Raw genomic sequence first — 16,506 nt, 5'->3', positions numbered from 1 at the left:
TCGGCCGCCCGCGCCGGATGGTGGGATCACCTGACCCGCTCTCGCGTACCGCCCGATACCCTGGGGAGGTCTGACACGCGCCGCCGGACTTCAGCCGGCGGCGTCGGCACGCTCAGGGTCGTCGCTGGGAGGGAGTGCGCCGTCGTGGCACTCGTGGTGCAGAAGTACGGCGGGTCCTCCGTCGCCAACGCCGAGCGGATCAAGCGGGTCGCCGAGCGGATCGTCGCCGCCCGCAAGGCCGGTGACGACGTCGTGGTGGTGGTCTCCGCCATGGGCGACACCACCGACGAGCTGCTCGACCTGGCCAACCAGATCAGCCCGCTGCCGCCGGGGCGTGAGCTGGACATGCTGCTCACCGCCGGGGAGCGGATCTCGATGGCGCTGCTCGCCATGGCGATCCACAACCTGGGGTACGAGGCCCGCTCGTTCACCGGTTCGCAGGCCGGGGTGATCACCACCTCGGCGCACGGTCGGGCGCGGATCATCGACGTCACCCCCGGGCGGCTCAAGGGCGCGCTCGACGAGGGGGCGGTGGTGATCGTGGCCGGCTTCCAGGGCGTCTCGCAGGACACCAAGGACGTCACCACCCTGGGCCGGGGTGGTTCGGACACCACCGCCGTGGCGCTCGCCGCCGCGTTGTACGCCGACGTCTGCGAGATCTACACCGACGTGGACGGCGTATTCACCGCCGACCCGCGGATCGTGCCCAACGCCCGGCACATCCGGCACATCACCTACGAGGAGATGCTGGAGCTGGCCGCCTGCGGCGCCAAGGTGCTGCACCTGCGCAGCGTGGAGTACGCCCGCCGGGCGGGGTTGCCGATCCACGTCCGTTCGTCATACTCGACCAACACCGGCACCATGGTCACCGGATCGATGGAGGACCTTCCCGTGGAACAGGCACTGATCACCGGGGTCGCCCACGACCGCAGCGAGGCGAAGATCACGATCGTCGGGGTGCCCGACGAGCCGGGCGCGGCCGCCAGCATCTTCGACACCGTGGCCGGTGCCGAGATCAACATCGACATGATCGTGCAGAACGTCTCCACCGAGGGCACCGGGCGTACCGACATCTCGTTCACCCTGCCCAAGGCCGACGGCCCGACGGCGATGGCCGCGCTCAGCAAGATCCAGGAGCCGGTCAAGTTCAAGGGCCTGCTCTACGACGACCACGTCGGCAAGGTGTCGCTGATCGGCGCGGGCATGCGGTCGCACCCGGGCGTGGCGGCCGGGTTCTTCGCCGCCCTCGGCGCGGCCGGCGTCAACATCGAGATGATCTCCACCTCGGAGATCCGGGTCTCCGTGGTCTGCCGGGACACCGACCTCGACCGGGCGGTCCGGGCCATCCACGACCAGTTCGAGTTGGGCGGCGACTCCGAAGCCGTGGTGTACGCGGGAACAGGACGGTAGCCCCGGTGGCACCGCAGCCCACCCTGGCCGTGGTCGGGGCGACGGGGGCTGTCGGCACCGTGCTGTGTGACCTGCTCTCCGCCCGGCGCAACGTCTGGGGAGAGATCCGGCTGCTCGCCTCGGCCCGCTCGGTCGGGCGGAAGGTGCGCTGCCGGGGTGAGGAGTTGACCGTCGGCGCACTCACCCCGGAGGCGTTCGACGGGGTCGACGTGGCGGTCTTCGACGTGCCCGACGAGGTGTCGGCACGGTGGGCACCGATCGCGGTCGACCGGGGAGCGGTGGTCGTCGACAACTCCGCCGCGTTCCGGATGGACCCGTACGTCCCGCTGGTGGTGCCCGAGATCAACCCGGAACAGGTGGACCACCGCCCCCGGGGGATCATCGCCAACGCCAACTGCACCACGCTGACCATGATCGTGGCGATCGCCCCACTGCACCGCGAGTACGGCCTACGGGAGTTGGTGCTCGCGTCCTACCAGGCGGTGTCGGGGGCGGGCCAGGCCGGGGTGGACGCGCTGCACCGGCAACTCGGCAAGATCGCCGGGGACCGGGTGCTCGGCTGCCGGCCCGGTGACGTCCGGCAGGCGGTCGGCGACGACCTGGGGCCCTTCCCGGCGCCGCTGGCGTTGAACGTGGTGCCGTGGGCGGGATCGCTGGCCGACGACGGGTGGTCCTCCGAGGAGATGAAGGTCCGCAACGAGTCCCGCAAGATCCTCGGTCTGCCCGACCTGAAGGTCTCCGCCACCTGCGTACGGGTGCCGGTGGTGACCGGCCACTCGGTCGCGGTGCACGCGGTCTTCGCCACCGAGGTCGACGCCGAGGGGGCCCGGGAGGCGCTGCGCAACGCCCCCGGCGTGATCCTGGTCGACGACCCGGCCGCTGGTGAGTTCCCGATGCCCATCGACGCGGTCGGCACCGACCCCTCCTGGGTCGGCCGGATCCGCCGGGCCGTCGACGACCCGCGCGCCCTTGACTTCTTCGTCACCGGCGACAACCTCCGCAAGGGCGCCGCCCTCAACACCGCGCAGGTCGCCGAACTCGTGGTCAAACCCCGCTCCCGCCCCTGACCGACCGGTCGGTCAGCCGGTGGACAGGTGCACGCGGTCCCGGCCCCGGTGCTTGGCGGCATAGAGGGCCTGGTCGGCGCGGTGCAGGGTGCGGTCGGCCGCCTCGCCGGGGTGGGGGAGGGCCACACCGACGCTGATCGTACGGCCGGTGCGCCGGGCCGCCTCGGTGAGCCGCTCGGCGATCCGGACCGCCTCGTCCGGGTGCGCCACCTCGATCACCGCGACGAACTCGTCGCCGCCGGTGCGGTACAGCTCGTCGCCGTGCCGCAGCGCCGCCTCCAGGGCCCGGGCCAGCCCCACCAGCAACCGGTCCCCGGCCTGATGACCGTAGGTGTCGTTGACGGTCTTGAAACCGTCCACGTCGATGGCGAGCAGTGCGGTACGCCCGGGGGCGGCCGCCGCGATCCGCCGCCCGAACGTGCCGGTGTGCCGCAGCCCGGTGAGCGGGTCCAGGCTTGCCTGTTCCCGCAGCTGGGCCAGGGTGCGCAGCCGCTCCAGGGCGGCCCACGCCTGCCCGGCGAGCAGCTCCATCAGGTTGACCGTGGTCGGGTCGGGGCGCAGCAGCCGTTCGTCGGCGACCAGCAGCACCCCACCGTCGTCCGGCGGACCGACCGGCACCGACACCAGGGTGCGCACCCCGGCACGGGCCAGCGCGAGATGTTCCTCGGTGGGCGGGCACCCCGCCTCACCCAGCGTGTACGCCGCGCCGTACCGGTGGGCCCGCGCGACGAGCCGGTCGAGTTGCGCGGGCGGGGCGTCGGCGAGAGCGGCCCGGATCCGCGACTCCCACTCGGTGGGGACCGTCGTGGGTGCGCCGACCCGGGGGCCGTGCCGACCGGCGAGCACCAGCACGGCGGTGGAGAGGGTGGAGACCTCCCGGGCGGCGGTGAGCGCGGCGGCCATCAGATCCCAGTCGGTGGGGGCCGAGGTCATCGCGGTGGCGTGCCGGAGCAGTTTCTCGCTGCGGCTCTCGGCGGGCGGCCCGCCCAGCGCCGCGATCCGGGCCCCGAGGCGTTCAGCGAGGCGTTCGGCCGTCTCCCGCCACGGGGCCAGCTCGACCGGCCCGCTCCACTGGAGGTCGAGCACGCCGATCACCCGCCCCGCCGGGTCCCGCACCGGTACGCAGACCTCGGCCGTGACGTCGGGGCGTAACGGCAGGTAGTCGGGGTCGGTGGTGACGTCGTCGACGGTGGCGCCCCCGCCGGAGGCGTACACCCGGCCGACGATGCCCGACTTGGGTGCGACGGTGGAGAACACCTGCCAGGCGCCGGTCGCGGCGATGCAACGGAGCCGGTCGTGCGCCTGGAGCAGGACGGAGATCGTGGCGGGGACGTACCGGGCGAGCGCGGTCACCGTCCACCGGCACGCCTCGGCAGCGGTCGACGCCATCGGCAGGCGGACCGTGACGTCCCGGACGACTCGCTCGTGATCCACGTTTTTCCAGGTGAGAAGGCCCGACGGGTGCCGGGGGCTGCAATCAAGCGTACTCAGCGGGAAGGAGCCGGTCACACTAAGATCACTTCGTTCGTACACATGTTTCATCCACAGGGTGTGGACAGGGCCTGTGGGCGATAGCGTGGGAGGCCCGGAGGCGGCGGAAGGGGCCGGGTGGAGCTGCTCTGGTACGTCGCCTACGGGTCGAACCTGCACGCCGCCCGGCTCGGCTGGTACCTCGCCGGGGGCCGGCCGCCCGGCGGGCTGCGGTCGTACCCCGGCTGTCGGGACTGCCGACCACCGCGCCGGACGCGACCGGTGCTGATCCCGGGTGGCATCTACTTCGCCGGGGAGTCCCGGGCCTGGACCGGCGGGATGGCCTTCTACGACCCGGAGTTGCCCGGCGTCGCGGCGGCCCGGGGCTACCTGCTCACCCGGGCGCAGTTCGCCGACCTCGCGGCGCAGGAGATGTACCGCCCGCCTGGCGACGACCTGCCCGCCCTCGACGAGGCGGTCGCCGCCGGCCGGGCCACCCTCGGCCCGGGCCGGTACGAGACCCTGCTGCGGGTCGGCACCGCCGACGGGCTGCCGATGCTCACCTTCACCGCCCCGTGGCGGGCCGCCGACGTGGCATGGACCCCGCCCGCCCCCGTCTACCTGCGGATGATCGCCGACGGGCTGCGGGAGGCGCACGGCTGGTCGCCGGCCGAGACGATCGACTACCTGGCCGCCCGACCGGGGGTGGCCGGGCACTGGACCCGGCACCGACTGGTCGCCCTGATCCACCCGGCGGACGAGTGTGGATCGGTGGAAGGGACGCCCCCGTCGGACCATCGCGCCACCCATGATCGCCATTAGGACCCCACTGCCGGGACTGGCGGATCTGTTTGCCGGCGCGGCGCTTTTCGAGTTAACAGTTGTCGTCCGGCACCTATAGCCTCGGCGCACACTCTCCGTGGTCGACGTCCTCATGACGGCGTCACCGACGGGAGCAAGGGCAGCTACACGTACCCGCCGATCACCGGGGGCCTGGTGACGGTCCGTACGGGAGCACCCACGGTGACCGGCGCGCGGAGGGGCGATCGCCGGCCACCGTCCGACCGTCCCGGGTGAACGGCCGGCGACTCCTCGCACCGGGAGCCGCCGTCCCACCCCGGGGCGGTCGACCCGTTTCCACCCCGACCCGGTTCCGTCCCGCTCCCGCCGCGGACCCCCTTCCGCCGCCGACCCTGGGTCCGCCTCGTGATCCGGGATCCGGCTCCGACCCCGGGCCGTCTCGGATCGACAGGTGGCCGGCGGGCGGTGGGTGGTCCGGGCGGGTGCGGTGTCGGTCGGCTCTGCCATGCTGGCCCGGTGACGGTGACCTGGCGACACCTGCCCGCCCCGGCCCGCGAGATCGCGGTGGCCGCCACCGAGGCGGTGGACGCCGCCCAGGCCCGCGACGGCGCGGCGTACGACCGGGCGGTGGTCCGGCTCGCCGGTGCCGACCGTGCCGGGCTGGTCGTCGGTGGGGTGGTCCGGCTCCTGCTGGAGCAGGCCCACCCCGACGGGCTCGACAGCGACGACGTGCGGCAGGTGCTGGAACGCTGCGTCCGGTCCGCCGCCACCTGGCGACCCGACGTCGACCCGCAGGTGGTGCTGGTCCTGCTGGCCGGGGCGCTCGGCGTCTACGACCCGGGCGACGACGACACCCCGCCCGACCCGGCCGCCGTCGCCGCCCACGCGCCGCTGCTGGTGGTCGACCTGCTCACGGTGACCGGGGCCCCGTTCGCCGGGTGCCTGGAGGCGGCGTTCGCCGAGGTCGCCCGCACCGAACGTCACGACGACTGAGCCTGCCGGCGGGCACGACGCCGCCCGCCCGCCCGCCGGGCAGGGTGGGCAGCTCAGGGCTGCGTCCGCCAGCAGCAGGGCCACCACCGCCACCAGCAGACCCGGCAGCTCGCGGTTCCAGGTGACGAGCAGCAACACCGCGAGGACGGGTACCACGATCGTCCAGTCGGACATCCGGGCGCGGCGCAGCGCAGCCCTGCCGTACACCCTGCCAGGAAGACCGGGTCGTCGTGTCGCGCCGGGCGGCGGACGCCCCCGCGCCCGGGGTGGTCACCGCGCCGGCTCGACCACCGCAGCCTCGCCCGGGACGCCCCGGTCGACCTCGACCGGCGGGTCACCCGGCCGCCGCCACGACCGGTAGTGCCGGAAGGCCATCGGCAAACCCCGGGCGGCGTACGGGTCGGCGGCATCCATCACCTGTAGGTGCAGGTGCGGCTGGGTGGAGTTCCCCGAGTTGCCGCAGTCGCCCAACTCCTGCCCGACGTCGACCGGGTCACCCACCGCCACCCGGACCGACCCGGCGCGCAGGTGGGCGAGCAGGACGTACCCCCGGCCGCCGGCCAGCTCGACGATCACGTGGTTGCCGGCGACGGCGCCCGCGCCCCGGCGGACCCGGGCCGCCTGGGTCAGCGCGTAGCCCAGCAGCGTCGTCGGCGACCGGCGGGCCTCGTGGTCGACCTCCCCGTCGTGCACCGCCAGCACCCGCCCGGCGGCGGGGGCGAGGATCGGCCGCCCGAAGGCCAGGAACCGCTGCGGCGGCTCGGTCGCCAGCAGCGTCCGCCAGTCCCGGACGGTCGCCGTCCGTCGTCCCCGCACCGCCACGAAATCGATCGCGTACGTGGTGGCGAAGAGGTCGGTGCCGTGGCTGGGCACCCGCCGGGCGGGGCTGTTGCGGACCAGCCAGGTGCCCCGGAACGGCAGGGCGAGCACGACCGGATCGGGGATCGACATCGGGCTCCTTCCCGGTCTCCCGGCCACCGACTCTAGGACCGTCGCGCTCGCCTCCTACTCCCCGCCCCACGCGGGCGCGTCGTGGTCGACCCGGAGGGACGGTCTTCGGGTGAGGGCTCCATGCCCCCCAGGCATATTCATGCCTGACAGTCATACTGGTTCGTGGGTGATCGGTGCCCCGCCCCGGTCGAGCCGTCTCACCACGGCACCTTCCCGCCGTCGTCGAAGAACCCGCCGCTGGGGCACTCCCGCCCCAACGTGGCCAGCCGCACCACCACCGCCGCGCCCTCGGCCGGCGTCCGGGACAGCTGGAAGGGCAAACCCTTGGCGAAATCCGTGTCACACGCGCCCGGCGCGATCGCGTTCACCAGGATCCCGTCCCCGGCCAGCGCCTTCGCATACTGCACGGTCAGCATGTTCAGCGCCGCCTTGGACACCGGATAACCCAGCGACGCCGGCATCCGGCTCAAATAATGGGTCGCGTCGGTCATCCACGCCATCGACGACGTGCCACTGGACACGTTCACGATCCGTGCCCCGGCCGAGCGGCGCAGCAGCGGCAGCATCGCCTCGGTCACCGTCACCACCCCGAACAGGTTCGTCTCGAACACCTCCCGGATGCCGTCCAGCCGGGCCGCCCCCGGTGCCTGCGCCGCCAGGTCACCGCCGATCCCCGCGTTGTTGACCAGGATGTCCAGCCGGCCGAACCGGGCCCCGATCTCCTCGGCGGCAGCGGCGACCCCGGCCGGATCGGTCACGTCCAGCCGGATCGCCGACGCGCCCTCGATCCTCGCCGCCGCCTCAGCTCCCCGCTCCGGGTCCCGGGCACCGACCAGCACCGTGATCCCCAACTCGGCGAGGCCTTCCGCGACGGCCCGCCCGATCCCCTTGTTCGCCCCGGTCACCAGCGCGATGCGTGCTCCACTCATGCCCCGAGCCCATCACCGGCAGCGCCTGCGGACCAGGACCGAACCGGTCCGTGGCGATACCTTGGCGGTATGGATGACGTCGAGACGCGCGAACTGCGTTACTTCGTCGCGGTCGCCGAGGAACTCCACTTCGGCCGCGCCGCACAGCGCCTCGGCATCGCCCAGCCACCCCTGTCCCGAGCGATCCGCCTGCTCGAACGCCGGATGGGCGTCACGCTGCTGGAACGCACCAGCCGCGCGGTCCACCTCACCCCGCCCGGCGAGGTGCTGCTCACCGAGGCCCGCGGCGCGCTCGACGCGGTCGAGACGGCGATCCGGCGTACCCGAAAAGCCGCCCGAACCACCCCGCACCTCACCCTGGCCCTCAAGCCCGGCGGCGACGCCGGACTGCTGCGCACCATCCTCGACCGCTACGCGGCATCTCCCGGCGCCGTTCCGGTCGACCTCGCCTTCCGGGTCGGCGAACGCGCCGCCATGGTCCGCGACGGCCGCGCCGACCTCGCCCTGCTGCACCGGCCGCAGAACGACCTGACCGGCCTGGACAGCGACGACCTGCACACAGAGGGCCAAGTCGTGCTGCTGCCCGAGGGCCACCGGCTCGCCGAACGCGCCACCGTGACGATGGCCGACCTGCACGGCGAGCCGATGCCCCGCTGGCCCGAAGCCCGACCCGGCGTCACCGGCCACCCGGTCGCCGACAGCAACCAGCTGCTGCACCTGATCCAGCTCGGCCGCCTGATCGCGGTCGTCCCGGAATCGGTAGGCGAGTACCTGCCCCCGGGCCTGATCAGCCGCCCCGTCCTGGACGCCGACCCGGCCACCCTGGTCCTCGCCTGGTCGCAGACCAGCACGTCGCGCGAGGTCGCCGCCTTCGTCCGCGCGGCGGTTGCCGGCTGACACCGGCTCGCCGCCGCAGCAACACACGCGCAGCCCTTGCCTGCCGACCGCGTCCAGCACCACGTCGACCCCGCGCAGCCGCCCGGACCCGCTTGTACGTCACTGCTGTACAGAAGCACCAGAGGGCACATCCACCGATTGGATGTGCCCTCTTACCTCTGTCGGGGTGGCCGGAACCGACGACCTCTTCGTCCCGAACTGGCGGCGAGCCGGTCGGATCGGGTGTCATCCGAGGTCATCCGGCCTGCTGGGGTTGCGCTGGGTCGGGTTCGGTGGGTGGGGCTGCTGTACTTCGTTGCTGTACTGCTCGTCGACGAGGAACTGTCGGAAGTGGGTTCGCATCTCCAGCCAGTGTTGGTGTTCGTCGCAGGGGTGGAGTCGGCCGCAGCGGCACAGGTTCAGGGTCGACTCGGCGTGTTTGGTCAGCAGGATGTCCGCGTAGGCCACCTGGGCTTTGGCGTACTCCTGGAAGGCTGCCGAGGTGTAGAGGGCTCCCATCGGTCACCGCCCCGCCCTGGGGGTGTGGCGGCGGTGCCAGAGGGCTTCGGCGACGGCGTCCATGGGGTCGATCTCGCCGGTGGCCAGGCGTTCACGGGTGACGGTGAGCCAGGGTGGTGAGGTCGGGGTGGATTCGCCGCAGGCTGTGCGCATCCCCTCCTGGGCGAGTCTGGCCGGTTGGCAGGGTTCGCGTTGGTTCGGGTGCCAGGTGCCGGTGGCCATGCAGAAGCTGGTGCTGTCGGGTCGGTGGGTTTCCCAGAGGGCGCGGGCCAGTCGCCACAGTAGGCGGTGCCGGCAGTCTGCGGGTGGTTCCACGGGCGGGTTGTCGATATCGAAGGACATGCGCCGACCATCGCGTCCGGCGCTGGGCGGTTCCATGGCCAGCGGTCATGTCACGGTGACATGGGGCGGCTCGACCGGCGTGAATGGTCGCCCTAGGCTTTCGCTCTGCACACCTTGAGTAGTCGGAACGCGACGCTGGGAGCTGCCGTGCTGCTCGATCCGCTGCGAATACCGGAGGATGCGTGGTCGCACGGCGAGGTGCTGGCCGTCCTGGCCGCCCGCGACATCGGCGGGCTGTTCCGCTGGATCACGAGTCTCACCGGGGCGAGTCAGAGCCGGATCGGGGCCGCTGTCGGGCTGGAACAGGGCTACGTCAGCCGGATCATGGCCGGACGCAAGGTCACCTCCATTGACGTCCTGGAACGGATCGCCGACGGATGCCGGATGCCCGACCAGGCGCGGACCACGATGGGCCTGGCACCCCGACAGGCCGCACCACCGGCCGCCGCCCCCAGTCGGCGCGTTCCTGACGGGCCGCCTTTGCAGCGGACCTGGCGCGACGACGTAAGCAGTGCCGCAGAGCTTTGGCGAGGTGACGTGAACCGTCGAGACGTACTCCGGCAGGTGGCCTTCAGCTCCGCCGGCTACACCCTGCCGGCGTTGCGCTGGTTCACCGCCCCCGACCCGGCCCCGGTCACCCAACCCGGACGCAGCGCGGTCGGTCAACCCGAGATTGACACCATCCGGGCGATGACGGCGACCTACCGGCAGTTGGACAACCAGTACGGCGGCGGGCACGCCCGCGACACCGTCGCCCGATACCTCCACCAGGAGGTGACCCCGCTGCTCACCGACGGCCGGTACGACCACGCCACCGGTCAACGGCTGCTCAGTGCCGCCGCCGAACTGGCCCAACTCGCCGGGTGGCAGGCGTACGACACGGCTGAGCACGGCATCGCCCAGCGGTACCTGACCCTCGCCCTGGACTTCGCCCATGCCGCCGGAGACGACGGCCTCGGCGCGGAGATCCTCGCCGCGATGAGCCACCAGGCCACCTACCTCGGCCACACCGCCACCGGCCTCGATCTCGCCCGTGCCGCCGGTCAAACCGCTCGCCGCGCTGGGGTCCCCGTCCTGACCGCCGAAGCCCACGTCATGGAAGCCCACGCCCTGGCCAAGGCCAACGACGAACGGGCCTGCGCTGCCGCCCTGCATCAGGCGGAACAGGCCCTTGACCGGGCCGACCGCAGTAGCGACCCGCAATGGCTCAGCTACTTCGACGAGGCGTACCTATCGGCCAAGTTCGGCCACTGCTTCCACGCCCTCGGCCGCAACACCCACGCCGAACGCTTCGCCGCCCGATCCCTACGGATGGACAACCGGTACGTTCGCGGCAGAGCGTTCAACCTCGCCCTGCTCGCCAGCGTCCACGCCCAGCAGGGTGAACCCGACCGGGCCTGTGTCATCGGCGCGGAAGCCCTCACTCTGACTAACCAGCTCCGTTCGGCCAGGGCCGTTCGCTATGTCCGCGACCTGCAAGCGCAGCTCGCCCCACACCGGCGGCTACCGGCCGTCCGGCACTTCACCGGCCGCGTTGACGCCACCCTCGGCCCTCGACGCTGACCGTCACAGCTCTCCCCGGGCCCTGCGCGCCACCAGCTCCAGCACCGCGATAACCGTGCCGGCACCGACGATCTCACCCCGGGACACCAGCTCGTACGCCTCTTCGAGCGGAATCCAGGCGACCTGCTCGGCCTCGTTCACGTCCACGGGCGTGCCGATGTGCTCGGCGTGCCGGGCGAGGAAGAGCAGGTTCTCGGCGTCGGCGGTGCCGACCCACGGTTGGAAGGACAGCAACGGCTCCACCGCCTGGGGTCGCCAGCCGGTTTCTTCCTCGACCTCCCGCACGGCGCACTGCGCCGGCTGCTCCTGGTCGTCGACGTAGCCACCGGGCAACTCCCACACCCACCGGTCGAACACGAACCGGTGCCGCCGCATCAGCAACAGGCGCTCCCGGTCGTCGAGTACGGCGACCATGGCTGACCGGGGAGCACGGATCACGTACTGCTCGAACCGAACCCCGTCGGGCAGCTCCACCTCGGCGATGCTCAGGCGCGCTCGGCGGGTGTCGTCCACGACCCGCTCGCCGTGGATGGTCCACCGGGTCAACTCCGTCGCCTCCTCCTCAACCATCCCGCCAGTATCCGCGCCGAACCCTCACCACGCGCCGCAGGCAACGGCTCTTGGGCGCACTGCTCGGGCCGCCGCCCAGCCGACGAGCACCCCACATCGGCCCCCGGGGGAGCCGGACACTCCTTGTCGGCTCGTGCCAATCGTTGCCGACCGCTGCGCGAGCAGCTGACGCTAGGCGTCCTCTGCTGCCTCGTGCCCACCTGGATCAAAGGCTTACTGCTTCATTGCTGCCTCCGGCTCTTGCCTGAACTTACTCTTCCTTGACGTTCTCGGCCGACGTGGAACGCGGCCGATTCCCCGATTTCAAACCGCCAGGGTCGGTCGAGTATCAGCTCGAACTCAGGCTGGTCATTGAACCGCTCATCCTCGCAGCCCCAGCCGGCGCCGACGCGCCTGACCTGCGCGCCGTTGCGGCGTAGCTGCAACACGCGTGCCTGCCGATTAAGCACGCGGTGGTTTCGGGACCGCAGAACACCACAACCGCATCGCGAACTTGCGCCGTCCACGGGTAGATCGTCATCCACGGGCGGCACTGGTAGGTCGCGCCGTAGACAGGATGACGAGTCACGGCAAGCACCTCAGCGCCATTGTCGATTCCTGCCCATCTGGAGGCCGGTAGGTCCGGGGAAGCTGCGGCGAAGGGATCGTCCATCCGACCAGTCTCCCGGCAGCGCCCGGGCTTGCGCCACCGCCGCTACGGCAGTTCAACGGGCCTCACTCAGTCACGGTGGGGTTTGAACCCTGAGCCCCTCCCGCCGTCCTTGGACTCATTGAGCTTGACACTCTTGAACCGCGATCAGACGAGCCGGCGGACGTGTACAAGGAATGAAGAGGTTCCGGGGTAAGTAAAGGTTTTTCCTTACCCCGGCGCAAGACTATCTAGCCAAGCTTATCAGTGTGAACCCAGTAGGTATTCCGGAGGCGGGTGAAATCGAAGTCCCTGCCCTGCGGGGTACGACGAACAGTTAGCAGGGAATGGGCTTCGAGTTCGGCGCGCGCCCTGGTCCAGCTGTCTTCAGAGAAACCGTACCTCTCCTTCTGATGACTGGTCAGCCATGGCGGATTCGCCTCCACTCTGTTGCTTCGCATGTCTCGAAATACGAGCAAGAAAGCTACCGCGATCGCAGGTAGCCGATAGACCCACTCGTTTTCCCAAAAGCCAATCGGCATGTTGATCCACCACCGCCCCCGCCACCCGTACGGTTTACCGTTTCCTGAAGGGCTGCGGAGTGTGACGTGCGGTGGCACCCCAGGCCGGCGATCCAGCTTGATCAGGGCCGCCTCTTCGAGCCAACTGTGGGCATCGGCAACGCGGCGAGCGCCGTTACCCACCGGGTCGGGCAAGGCAAGCATCTCAGCCCACCGGCGGGCGGGCACGTTCTTGATGTCATGGGGTGCCCCCACGGCCAGCATCGTCATTGTCAGGTAGAGCTTCAACCTGACCTCTCCGCCGCGGCCGCCTTGCAGCATCTGGGCCAGGGGTGGAACCGAACTCAGGCTGTCGTCACGCAGGAACTCAGGCGGGAATTGGACCTGCCGCCTCTGCGATCTCTCGATCGCCCTCTTGAGTAGCCGGCGGCCTTCGGGGGTAGGCGCATTCGTCGACGGTGTGGACACTGCCATGCCTTCGTGAAGGAGAGACCAGTGGTAGCAGGGGTGCAGGGTGTGCTGGGGGTACTAGCTATTCCTACCTTATAACTTCCTGGCGCAAAGGTCGGGTACCCCTGGCACCACCTCTGAGTATCCCCGCTTCATTTGGGGTGCAGTACCGGGTGCAACTCCGGTTGTTCCCCCGCAGCTAGGGCCAATTGACCCTGCTTGACCTGCAGTTATGCCTTGCGGATCATCGAACTTAAGCATGAAGGCGGGTGAGCCGCGTGCGAGCGCCCGGGGCCTCCAGAACAGAAGAGGGGGTGGATGGTCTGCCCGGACCATCCACCCCAGCGCCCCAAGTAGTGCCTGGTGAGAGACCTAGAAGGGGAACAACCGCATGGTAAGGCAGAGCGATGATCAGCAGAAACACGTCGTGCAACGCTCCCGGCGACGACAGCTGCGTGATGAGCTGAAGAGCGTCATCAAGGCCGTAACATTTGTCGCCCGCGTGGTCGTGGCGATCGCGGCTCTTGCAAGGTGGCTAGACCACTAGCGCTGGTTGACGCCATCCCGTCTGCCCTCGACCCGCCCTCCTGGGGAGCGGGCCGCCGCCCGGCCCGCCACGTCAAGACGGCCTTGACGGCTCGTACGGACGCTGGCGGGTCGGGCGGTGGTCTGCTCGGCTCGCCCGGGTCGATGGCAGGCGGGATGATCTACCGCAACCACCCACGGACCGCAAGCCGCCGACGGCCCCCGGCCATCCTGGAGCCGGAGCGCCCCCGCCGGAGGCGCAGTAACCGCAACCCCGCACCCGTCCCGGCACCCGCCGACGGAACCGGCGTCCGCTCCCCTACACCACGCGGTGCTCGCCGCGCGGCAGGCCGGCTGCCGGCCTACCACCCACCGGGAAGCGACCTGTCGTCATCCGGCGGTCCACCGGGCTACCCGCCCTCCGCGCCAGCCGCCGGGCGTGTTGCGTGGCCGGAGTCGGAGCGCCAGCGGAGCGACGGACGCGCGCCCAGGCGGCGGCGCGTGCGGCCCGCTCAGGGCCGCCTTGATAGACGTACAGAAAGTCCTCCCACACCGGCCGGCAGCCGGCTGTCCGGTCCCAGGACCTCCGTGACAGATCGGTATCAGGACCTGGGTGACACTCCGCGAGAGCGCCGAAGCGATCGGCGTGCGATCCAATCACGTCAAGTCGTCTCGGGTCGCCGATCGGCGTCTGCGCTCCTCCCAACGGGCTTGTCGTCTGGCATAGGCACGCCGCGCATCTGCCAGGCTGACCGGCCGTTCGGCGTAGGCACGCCGGGCATCCGTCAGACTCAGCGAACCGTTGGGGCCGCCGTGCTGCTCTCGGCGCTCAACCACGCCGCCACCGAGGAGTTGGTCACCCGCAACGCCGCCGCCCTGGTCAAGCTCCCACCGGTCCGTCGCCGTCGGGGCCGGGCGTGGACCAGCGACGAGGCGCGTCGGTTCCTGGAGTCCGCGCGGGCCGACCGCGATCCGCTGTACGCCGCGTACGTGCTGATCCTGGTGCTCGGCCTGCGCAAGGGTGAGGTGCTCGGCCTCACCGGGGACGCCGTCGACCTGGCGGTGGGCGAGCTGTCGATCGGCTGGCAGTTGCAGCGGGTCGGCGGCCAACTGCTGCACCGGGAGACCAAGACGCAGACCTCGGACGCCACCCTCCCGCTGCCGGACATCTGCGCGGCGGCACTCGACCTCCGCCAGCAGGCGAGGAAGGCCGACCGCGACGAGGCGGGGATCGCCTGGCAGGGCTCGCCGCTGCTGTTCACCACCCGCTACGGAACGCCCGTCGAGCCGCGCAACGTCAACCGCTCCTGGGACGCCCGCTGCGCCCGCGCCGGAGTTCGGAAGATCACCGTGCATGATGCCCGGCGTACCTGTGCGACCCTGCTCGTCGACCTGGACGTGCACCCGCGCGTCATCATGCAGGTGCTCCGGCACGCCGAGGTGTCGGTGACGATGGAGATCTATTCGCAGGCGTCCTCGGACGCCACCCGCGACGCCCTCAAACGCCTCGGCGAGAGTCTGCGGTGACCGCTGCTGTACTTCGCTGCTGTACAGAAGCACTAGAGGGCACATCCATGGATCGGATGTGCCCTCTTACCTCTGTCGGGGTGGCCGGATTCGAACCGACGACCTCTTCGTCCCGAACGAAGCGCGCTACCAAGCTGCGCCACACCCCGAGGCGTGCGGTGAAATAGTAGCCCACCCGCTCCGCCGAGCAAACTCGGTACCCCCCGGCCCCGGTCGCTCGGTGGCCAGGGGGACCCGATGATCCTCCGCTGCCCGGCTCCACCCCGCCGTCGACCGGCTCGCCGTCTGCCGCCTCCATGATCAGATTGCGTTTTTGCGCAAGTTTGACGGCGTGTCGTCTCCATTTTCGCAATCTGATCATGGAACGGGGGATGGGGCGAGGCCAGCGGGGTGGGCAGCAGAGCGGGGCAGCAGCGGAGCGTGGGCAGCAGAGCGGTGTGCGGGTGGATCAGCGGGGGGTGAGGGTGAGGATGCTGGCCTCGGGCGGGCAGGCGAAGCGGACCGGGGCGGTGGGGTGGGTGCCGAGGCCCGCCGACACGTGCAGCCAGGAGTCGGAGCCGGGCCAGCGGTGCAGGCCCTTCGCCATCGCCCTGGGCAGGCCGCAGTTGGTGACCAGCGCGCCGTAGCCGGGTACGCAGACCTGACCGCCGTGGGTGTGCCCGGCCAGCAGCAGCCCGAAGCCGTCGGCGGCCATCTGGTCGAGTAGGGCCGGTTCCGGGGCGTGGGCGAGCGCGATGGACAGGTCGGCGGCGGGGGTGACCGGGCCGGCGACGGCCGGGTAGTCGTCCTGCCCGATGTGCGGGTCGTCCACGCCGACCAGCTCGACGAGGCGGCCACCGGCCTTGACCGAGGTACGCGCGTTGTTGAGGTCCGCCCAGCCGGCCCCGGTGAGGACGTCCCGCAGTTCCTGGTACGGCAGGGCGGCACCCTCGGTGTACTCCCGGTTGGGCAGGAAGTAGGTGAACGGGTTCTTCCAGACCGGCCCGGTGTAGTCGTTGGAGCCGAAGACGAACGCGCCGGGGTAGTCGAGCAGTGGTTGCAGGGCGCGCAGCACCCCGGGTACCGCGTCGGGGTGGGCCATGTTGTCCCCGGTGACCACCACCAGGTCCGGGTCGAGGGCGGCCAGCGACGCCACCCACTGCTGCTTGCGTCGCTGGTCGGGCATCATGTGCAGGTCCGACAGGTGCAGCACGCGCAGTGGCTCGGCGTCGGCCGGGAGCACCGGCACGTCGTACCGGCGCAGGGTGAACATGTTGCGTTCGACGAGGGACGCGTACGCCAGGGTGGCCGCCCCGGCGGCGACGGTCCCGGCGGCGAGGCCGAATAGTGTGCGCTTTCGCATGCCGACCAGGGTAGTTTGACCG

General features: G+C 71.1%; 14 protein-coding genes, 1 tRNA gene and 1 pseudogene. 7 read left to right on the top strand and 9 right to left on the bottom strand.

All coding sequences use genetic code 11. From position 1 onward, the window contains the following. The first annotated feature begins 144 nt into the window (after positions 1-144). A complete protein-coding gene (locus AB0C22_RS21160) occupies positions 145-1,410 on the top strand; it encodes an aspartate kinase (protein WP_208567685.1) in 1,266 nt (421 codons plus the stop codon). Between the two features lie 5 nt (positions 1,411-1,415). Then, entirely contained in the window at positions 1,416-2,477 is a 1,062-nt protein-coding gene (locus tag AB0C22_RS21155; protein WP_357536549.1) for an aspartate-semialdehyde dehydrogenase, read from the top strand. A gap of 12 nt (positions 2,478-2,489) precedes the next feature. Here the strand turns inward: AB0C22_RS21155 and AB0C22_RS21150 are convergent, their stop codons facing one another. After that, complete coding sequence (locus AB0C22_RS21150; RefSeq protein WP_308290930.1) at positions 2,490-3,911, bottom strand: diguanylate cyclase; 1,422 nt, start codon at positions 3,909-3,911, stop codon at positions 2,490-2,492. Between the two features lie 174 nt (positions 3,912-4,085). Here AB0C22_RS21150 and AB0C22_RS21145 point away from each other — a divergent pair, with 174 nt between their 5' ends. Both AB0C22_RS21145 and AB0C22_RS21140 read left to right on the top strand, forming a co-directional pair. Then, positions 4,086-4,769 (top strand): histone deacetylase, encoded by a 684-nt coding sequence (locus AB0C22_RS21145; RefSeq protein WP_357536547.1) that lies wholly within the window; start codon positions 4,086-4,088, stop codon positions 4,767-4,769. 495 nt (positions 4,770-5,264) lie between these two features. After that, positions 5,265-5,741, top strand: coding sequence for a hypothetical protein (locus tag AB0C22_RS21140; protein ID WP_357536545.1), 477 nt, complete (start codon positions 5,265-5,267; stop codon positions 5,739-5,741). Between the two features lie 270 nt (positions 5,742-6,011). Here the strand turns inward: AB0C22_RS21140 and AB0C22_RS21135 are convergent, their stop codons facing one another. Both AB0C22_RS21135 and AB0C22_RS21130 read right to left on the bottom strand, forming a co-directional pair. Beyond that, positions 6,012-6,692 (bottom strand): M23 family metallopeptidase, encoded by a 681-nt coding sequence (locus tag AB0C22_RS21135; protein WP_357536543.1) that lies wholly within the window; start codon positions 6,690-6,692, stop codon positions 6,012-6,014. A gap of 197 nt (positions 6,693-6,889) precedes the next feature. Continuing rightward, positions 6,890-7,621 (bottom strand): SDR family oxidoreductase, encoded by a 732-nt coding sequence (locus tag AB0C22_RS21130; protein WP_357536541.1) that lies wholly within the window; start codon positions 7,619-7,621, stop codon positions 6,890-6,892. 69 nt (positions 7,622-7,690) lie between these two features. Here AB0C22_RS21130 and AB0C22_RS21125 point away from each other — a divergent pair, with 69 nt between their 5' ends. Then, complete coding sequence (locus AB0C22_RS21125; RefSeq protein ID WP_357536539.1) at positions 7,691-8,518, top strand: LysR family transcriptional regulator; 828 nt, start codon at positions 7,691-7,693, stop codon at positions 8,516-8,518. A gap of 225 nt (positions 8,519-8,743) precedes the next feature. On the opposite strand, the gene AB0C22_RS21120 is transcribed toward AB0C22_RS21125, so the two are convergent. Further along, positions 8,744-9,016, bottom strand: coding sequence for a hypothetical protein (locus AB0C22_RS21120; protein ID WP_357536537.1), 273 nt, complete (start codon positions 9,014-9,016; stop codon positions 8,744-8,746). 3 nt (positions 9,017-9,019) lie between these two features. Then, a complete protein-coding gene (locus AB0C22_RS21115) occupies positions 9,020-9,358 on the bottom strand; it encodes a hypothetical protein (protein WP_357536535.1) in 339 nt (112 codons plus the stop codon). A 147-nt stretch (positions 9,359-9,505) separates the two neighbouring features. Here AB0C22_RS21115 and AB0C22_RS21110 point away from each other — a divergent pair, with 147 nt between their 5' ends. Beyond that, complete coding sequence (locus AB0C22_RS21110) at positions 9,506-10,921, top strand: helix-turn-helix domain-containing protein (protein WP_357536609.1); 1,416 nt, start codon at positions 9,506-9,508, stop codon at positions 10,919-10,921. A 3-nt stretch (positions 10,922-10,924) separates the two neighbouring features. Here AB0C22_RS21110 and AB0C22_RS21105 read toward each other — a convergent pair whose 3' ends face one another. Both AB0C22_RS21105 and AB0C22_RS21100 read right to left on the bottom strand, forming a co-directional pair. Next, the gene (locus AB0C22_RS21105; RefSeq protein ID WP_357536533.1) at positions 10,925-11,491 is read right to left on the bottom strand and encodes an NUDIX hydrolase; all 567 of its coding nucleotides are present in this window, start codon (positions 11,489-11,491) and stop codon (positions 10,925-10,927) included. An 879-nt stretch (positions 11,492-12,370) separates the two neighbouring features. Further along, a complete protein-coding gene (locus tag AB0C22_RS21100) occupies positions 12,371-12,928 on the bottom strand; it encodes a hypothetical protein (protein ID WP_357536531.1) in 558 nt (185 codons plus the stop codon). A 1,488-nt stretch (positions 12,929-14,416) separates the two neighbouring features. On the opposite strand from AB0C22_RS21100, the pseudogene AB0C22_RS21095 reads away from it, so the two are divergent. After that, positions 14,417-15,142 (top strand): annotated as a pseudogene (locus tag AB0C22_RS21095) (site-specific integrase); the annotation flags it as partial. A 75-nt stretch (positions 15,143-15,217) separates the two neighbouring features. Here the strand turns inward: AB0C22_RS21095 and AB0C22_RS21090 are convergent. Beyond that, a tRNA-Pro gene (locus AB0C22_RS21090) sits at positions 15,218-15,291 on the bottom strand. A 299-nt stretch (positions 15,292-15,590) separates the two neighbouring features. Then, positions 15,591-16,484, bottom strand: coding sequence for a metallophosphoesterase (locus AB0C22_RS21085; protein WP_357536529.1), 894 nt, complete (start codon positions 16,482-16,484; stop codon positions 15,591-15,593). Between the last annotated feature and the right edge of the window lie 22 nt (positions 16,485-16,506).

Source organism: Micromonospora sp. NPDC048894 (genome assembly GCF_040649765.1).
Taxonomy (GTDB): Bacteria; Actinomycetota; Actinomycetes; order Mycobacteriales; family Micromonosporaceae; genus Micromonospora; species Micromonospora antibiotica.
The sequence above is the reverse complement of the archived record's forward strand: the minus strand, read 5'-3'. Positions and strand labels throughout refer to the sequence as shown.

Coding starts and splice junctions, on each gene's coding strand:
- AB0C22_RS21115 (WP_357536535.1), bottom strand. CDS start 9,358: ATGTCCTTCGATATCGACAACCCGCCCGTGGAACCACCCGCAGACTGC.
- AB0C22_RS21135 (WP_357536543.1), bottom strand. CDS start 6,692: ATGTCGATCCCCGATCCGGTCGTGCTCGCCCTGCCGTTCCGGGGCACC.
- AB0C22_RS21085 (WP_357536529.1), bottom strand. CDS start 16,484: ATGCGAAAGCGCACACTATTCGGCCTCGCCGCCGGGACCGTCGCCGCC.
- AB0C22_RS21125 (WP_357536539.1), top strand. CDS start 7,691: ATGGATGACGTCGAGACGCGCGAACTGCGTTACTTCGTCGCGGTCGCC.
- AB0C22_RS21120 (WP_357536537.1), bottom strand. CDS start 9,016: ATGGGAGCCCTCTACACCTCGGCAGCCTTCCAGGAGTACGCCAAAGCC.
- AB0C22_RS21105 (WP_357536533.1), bottom strand. CDS start 11,491: ATGGTTGAGGAGGAGGCGACGGAGTTGACCCGGTGGACCATCCACGGC.
- AB0C22_RS21130 (WP_357536541.1), bottom strand. CDS start 7,621: ATGAGTGGAGCACGCATCGCGCTGGTGACCGGGGCGAACAAGGGGATC.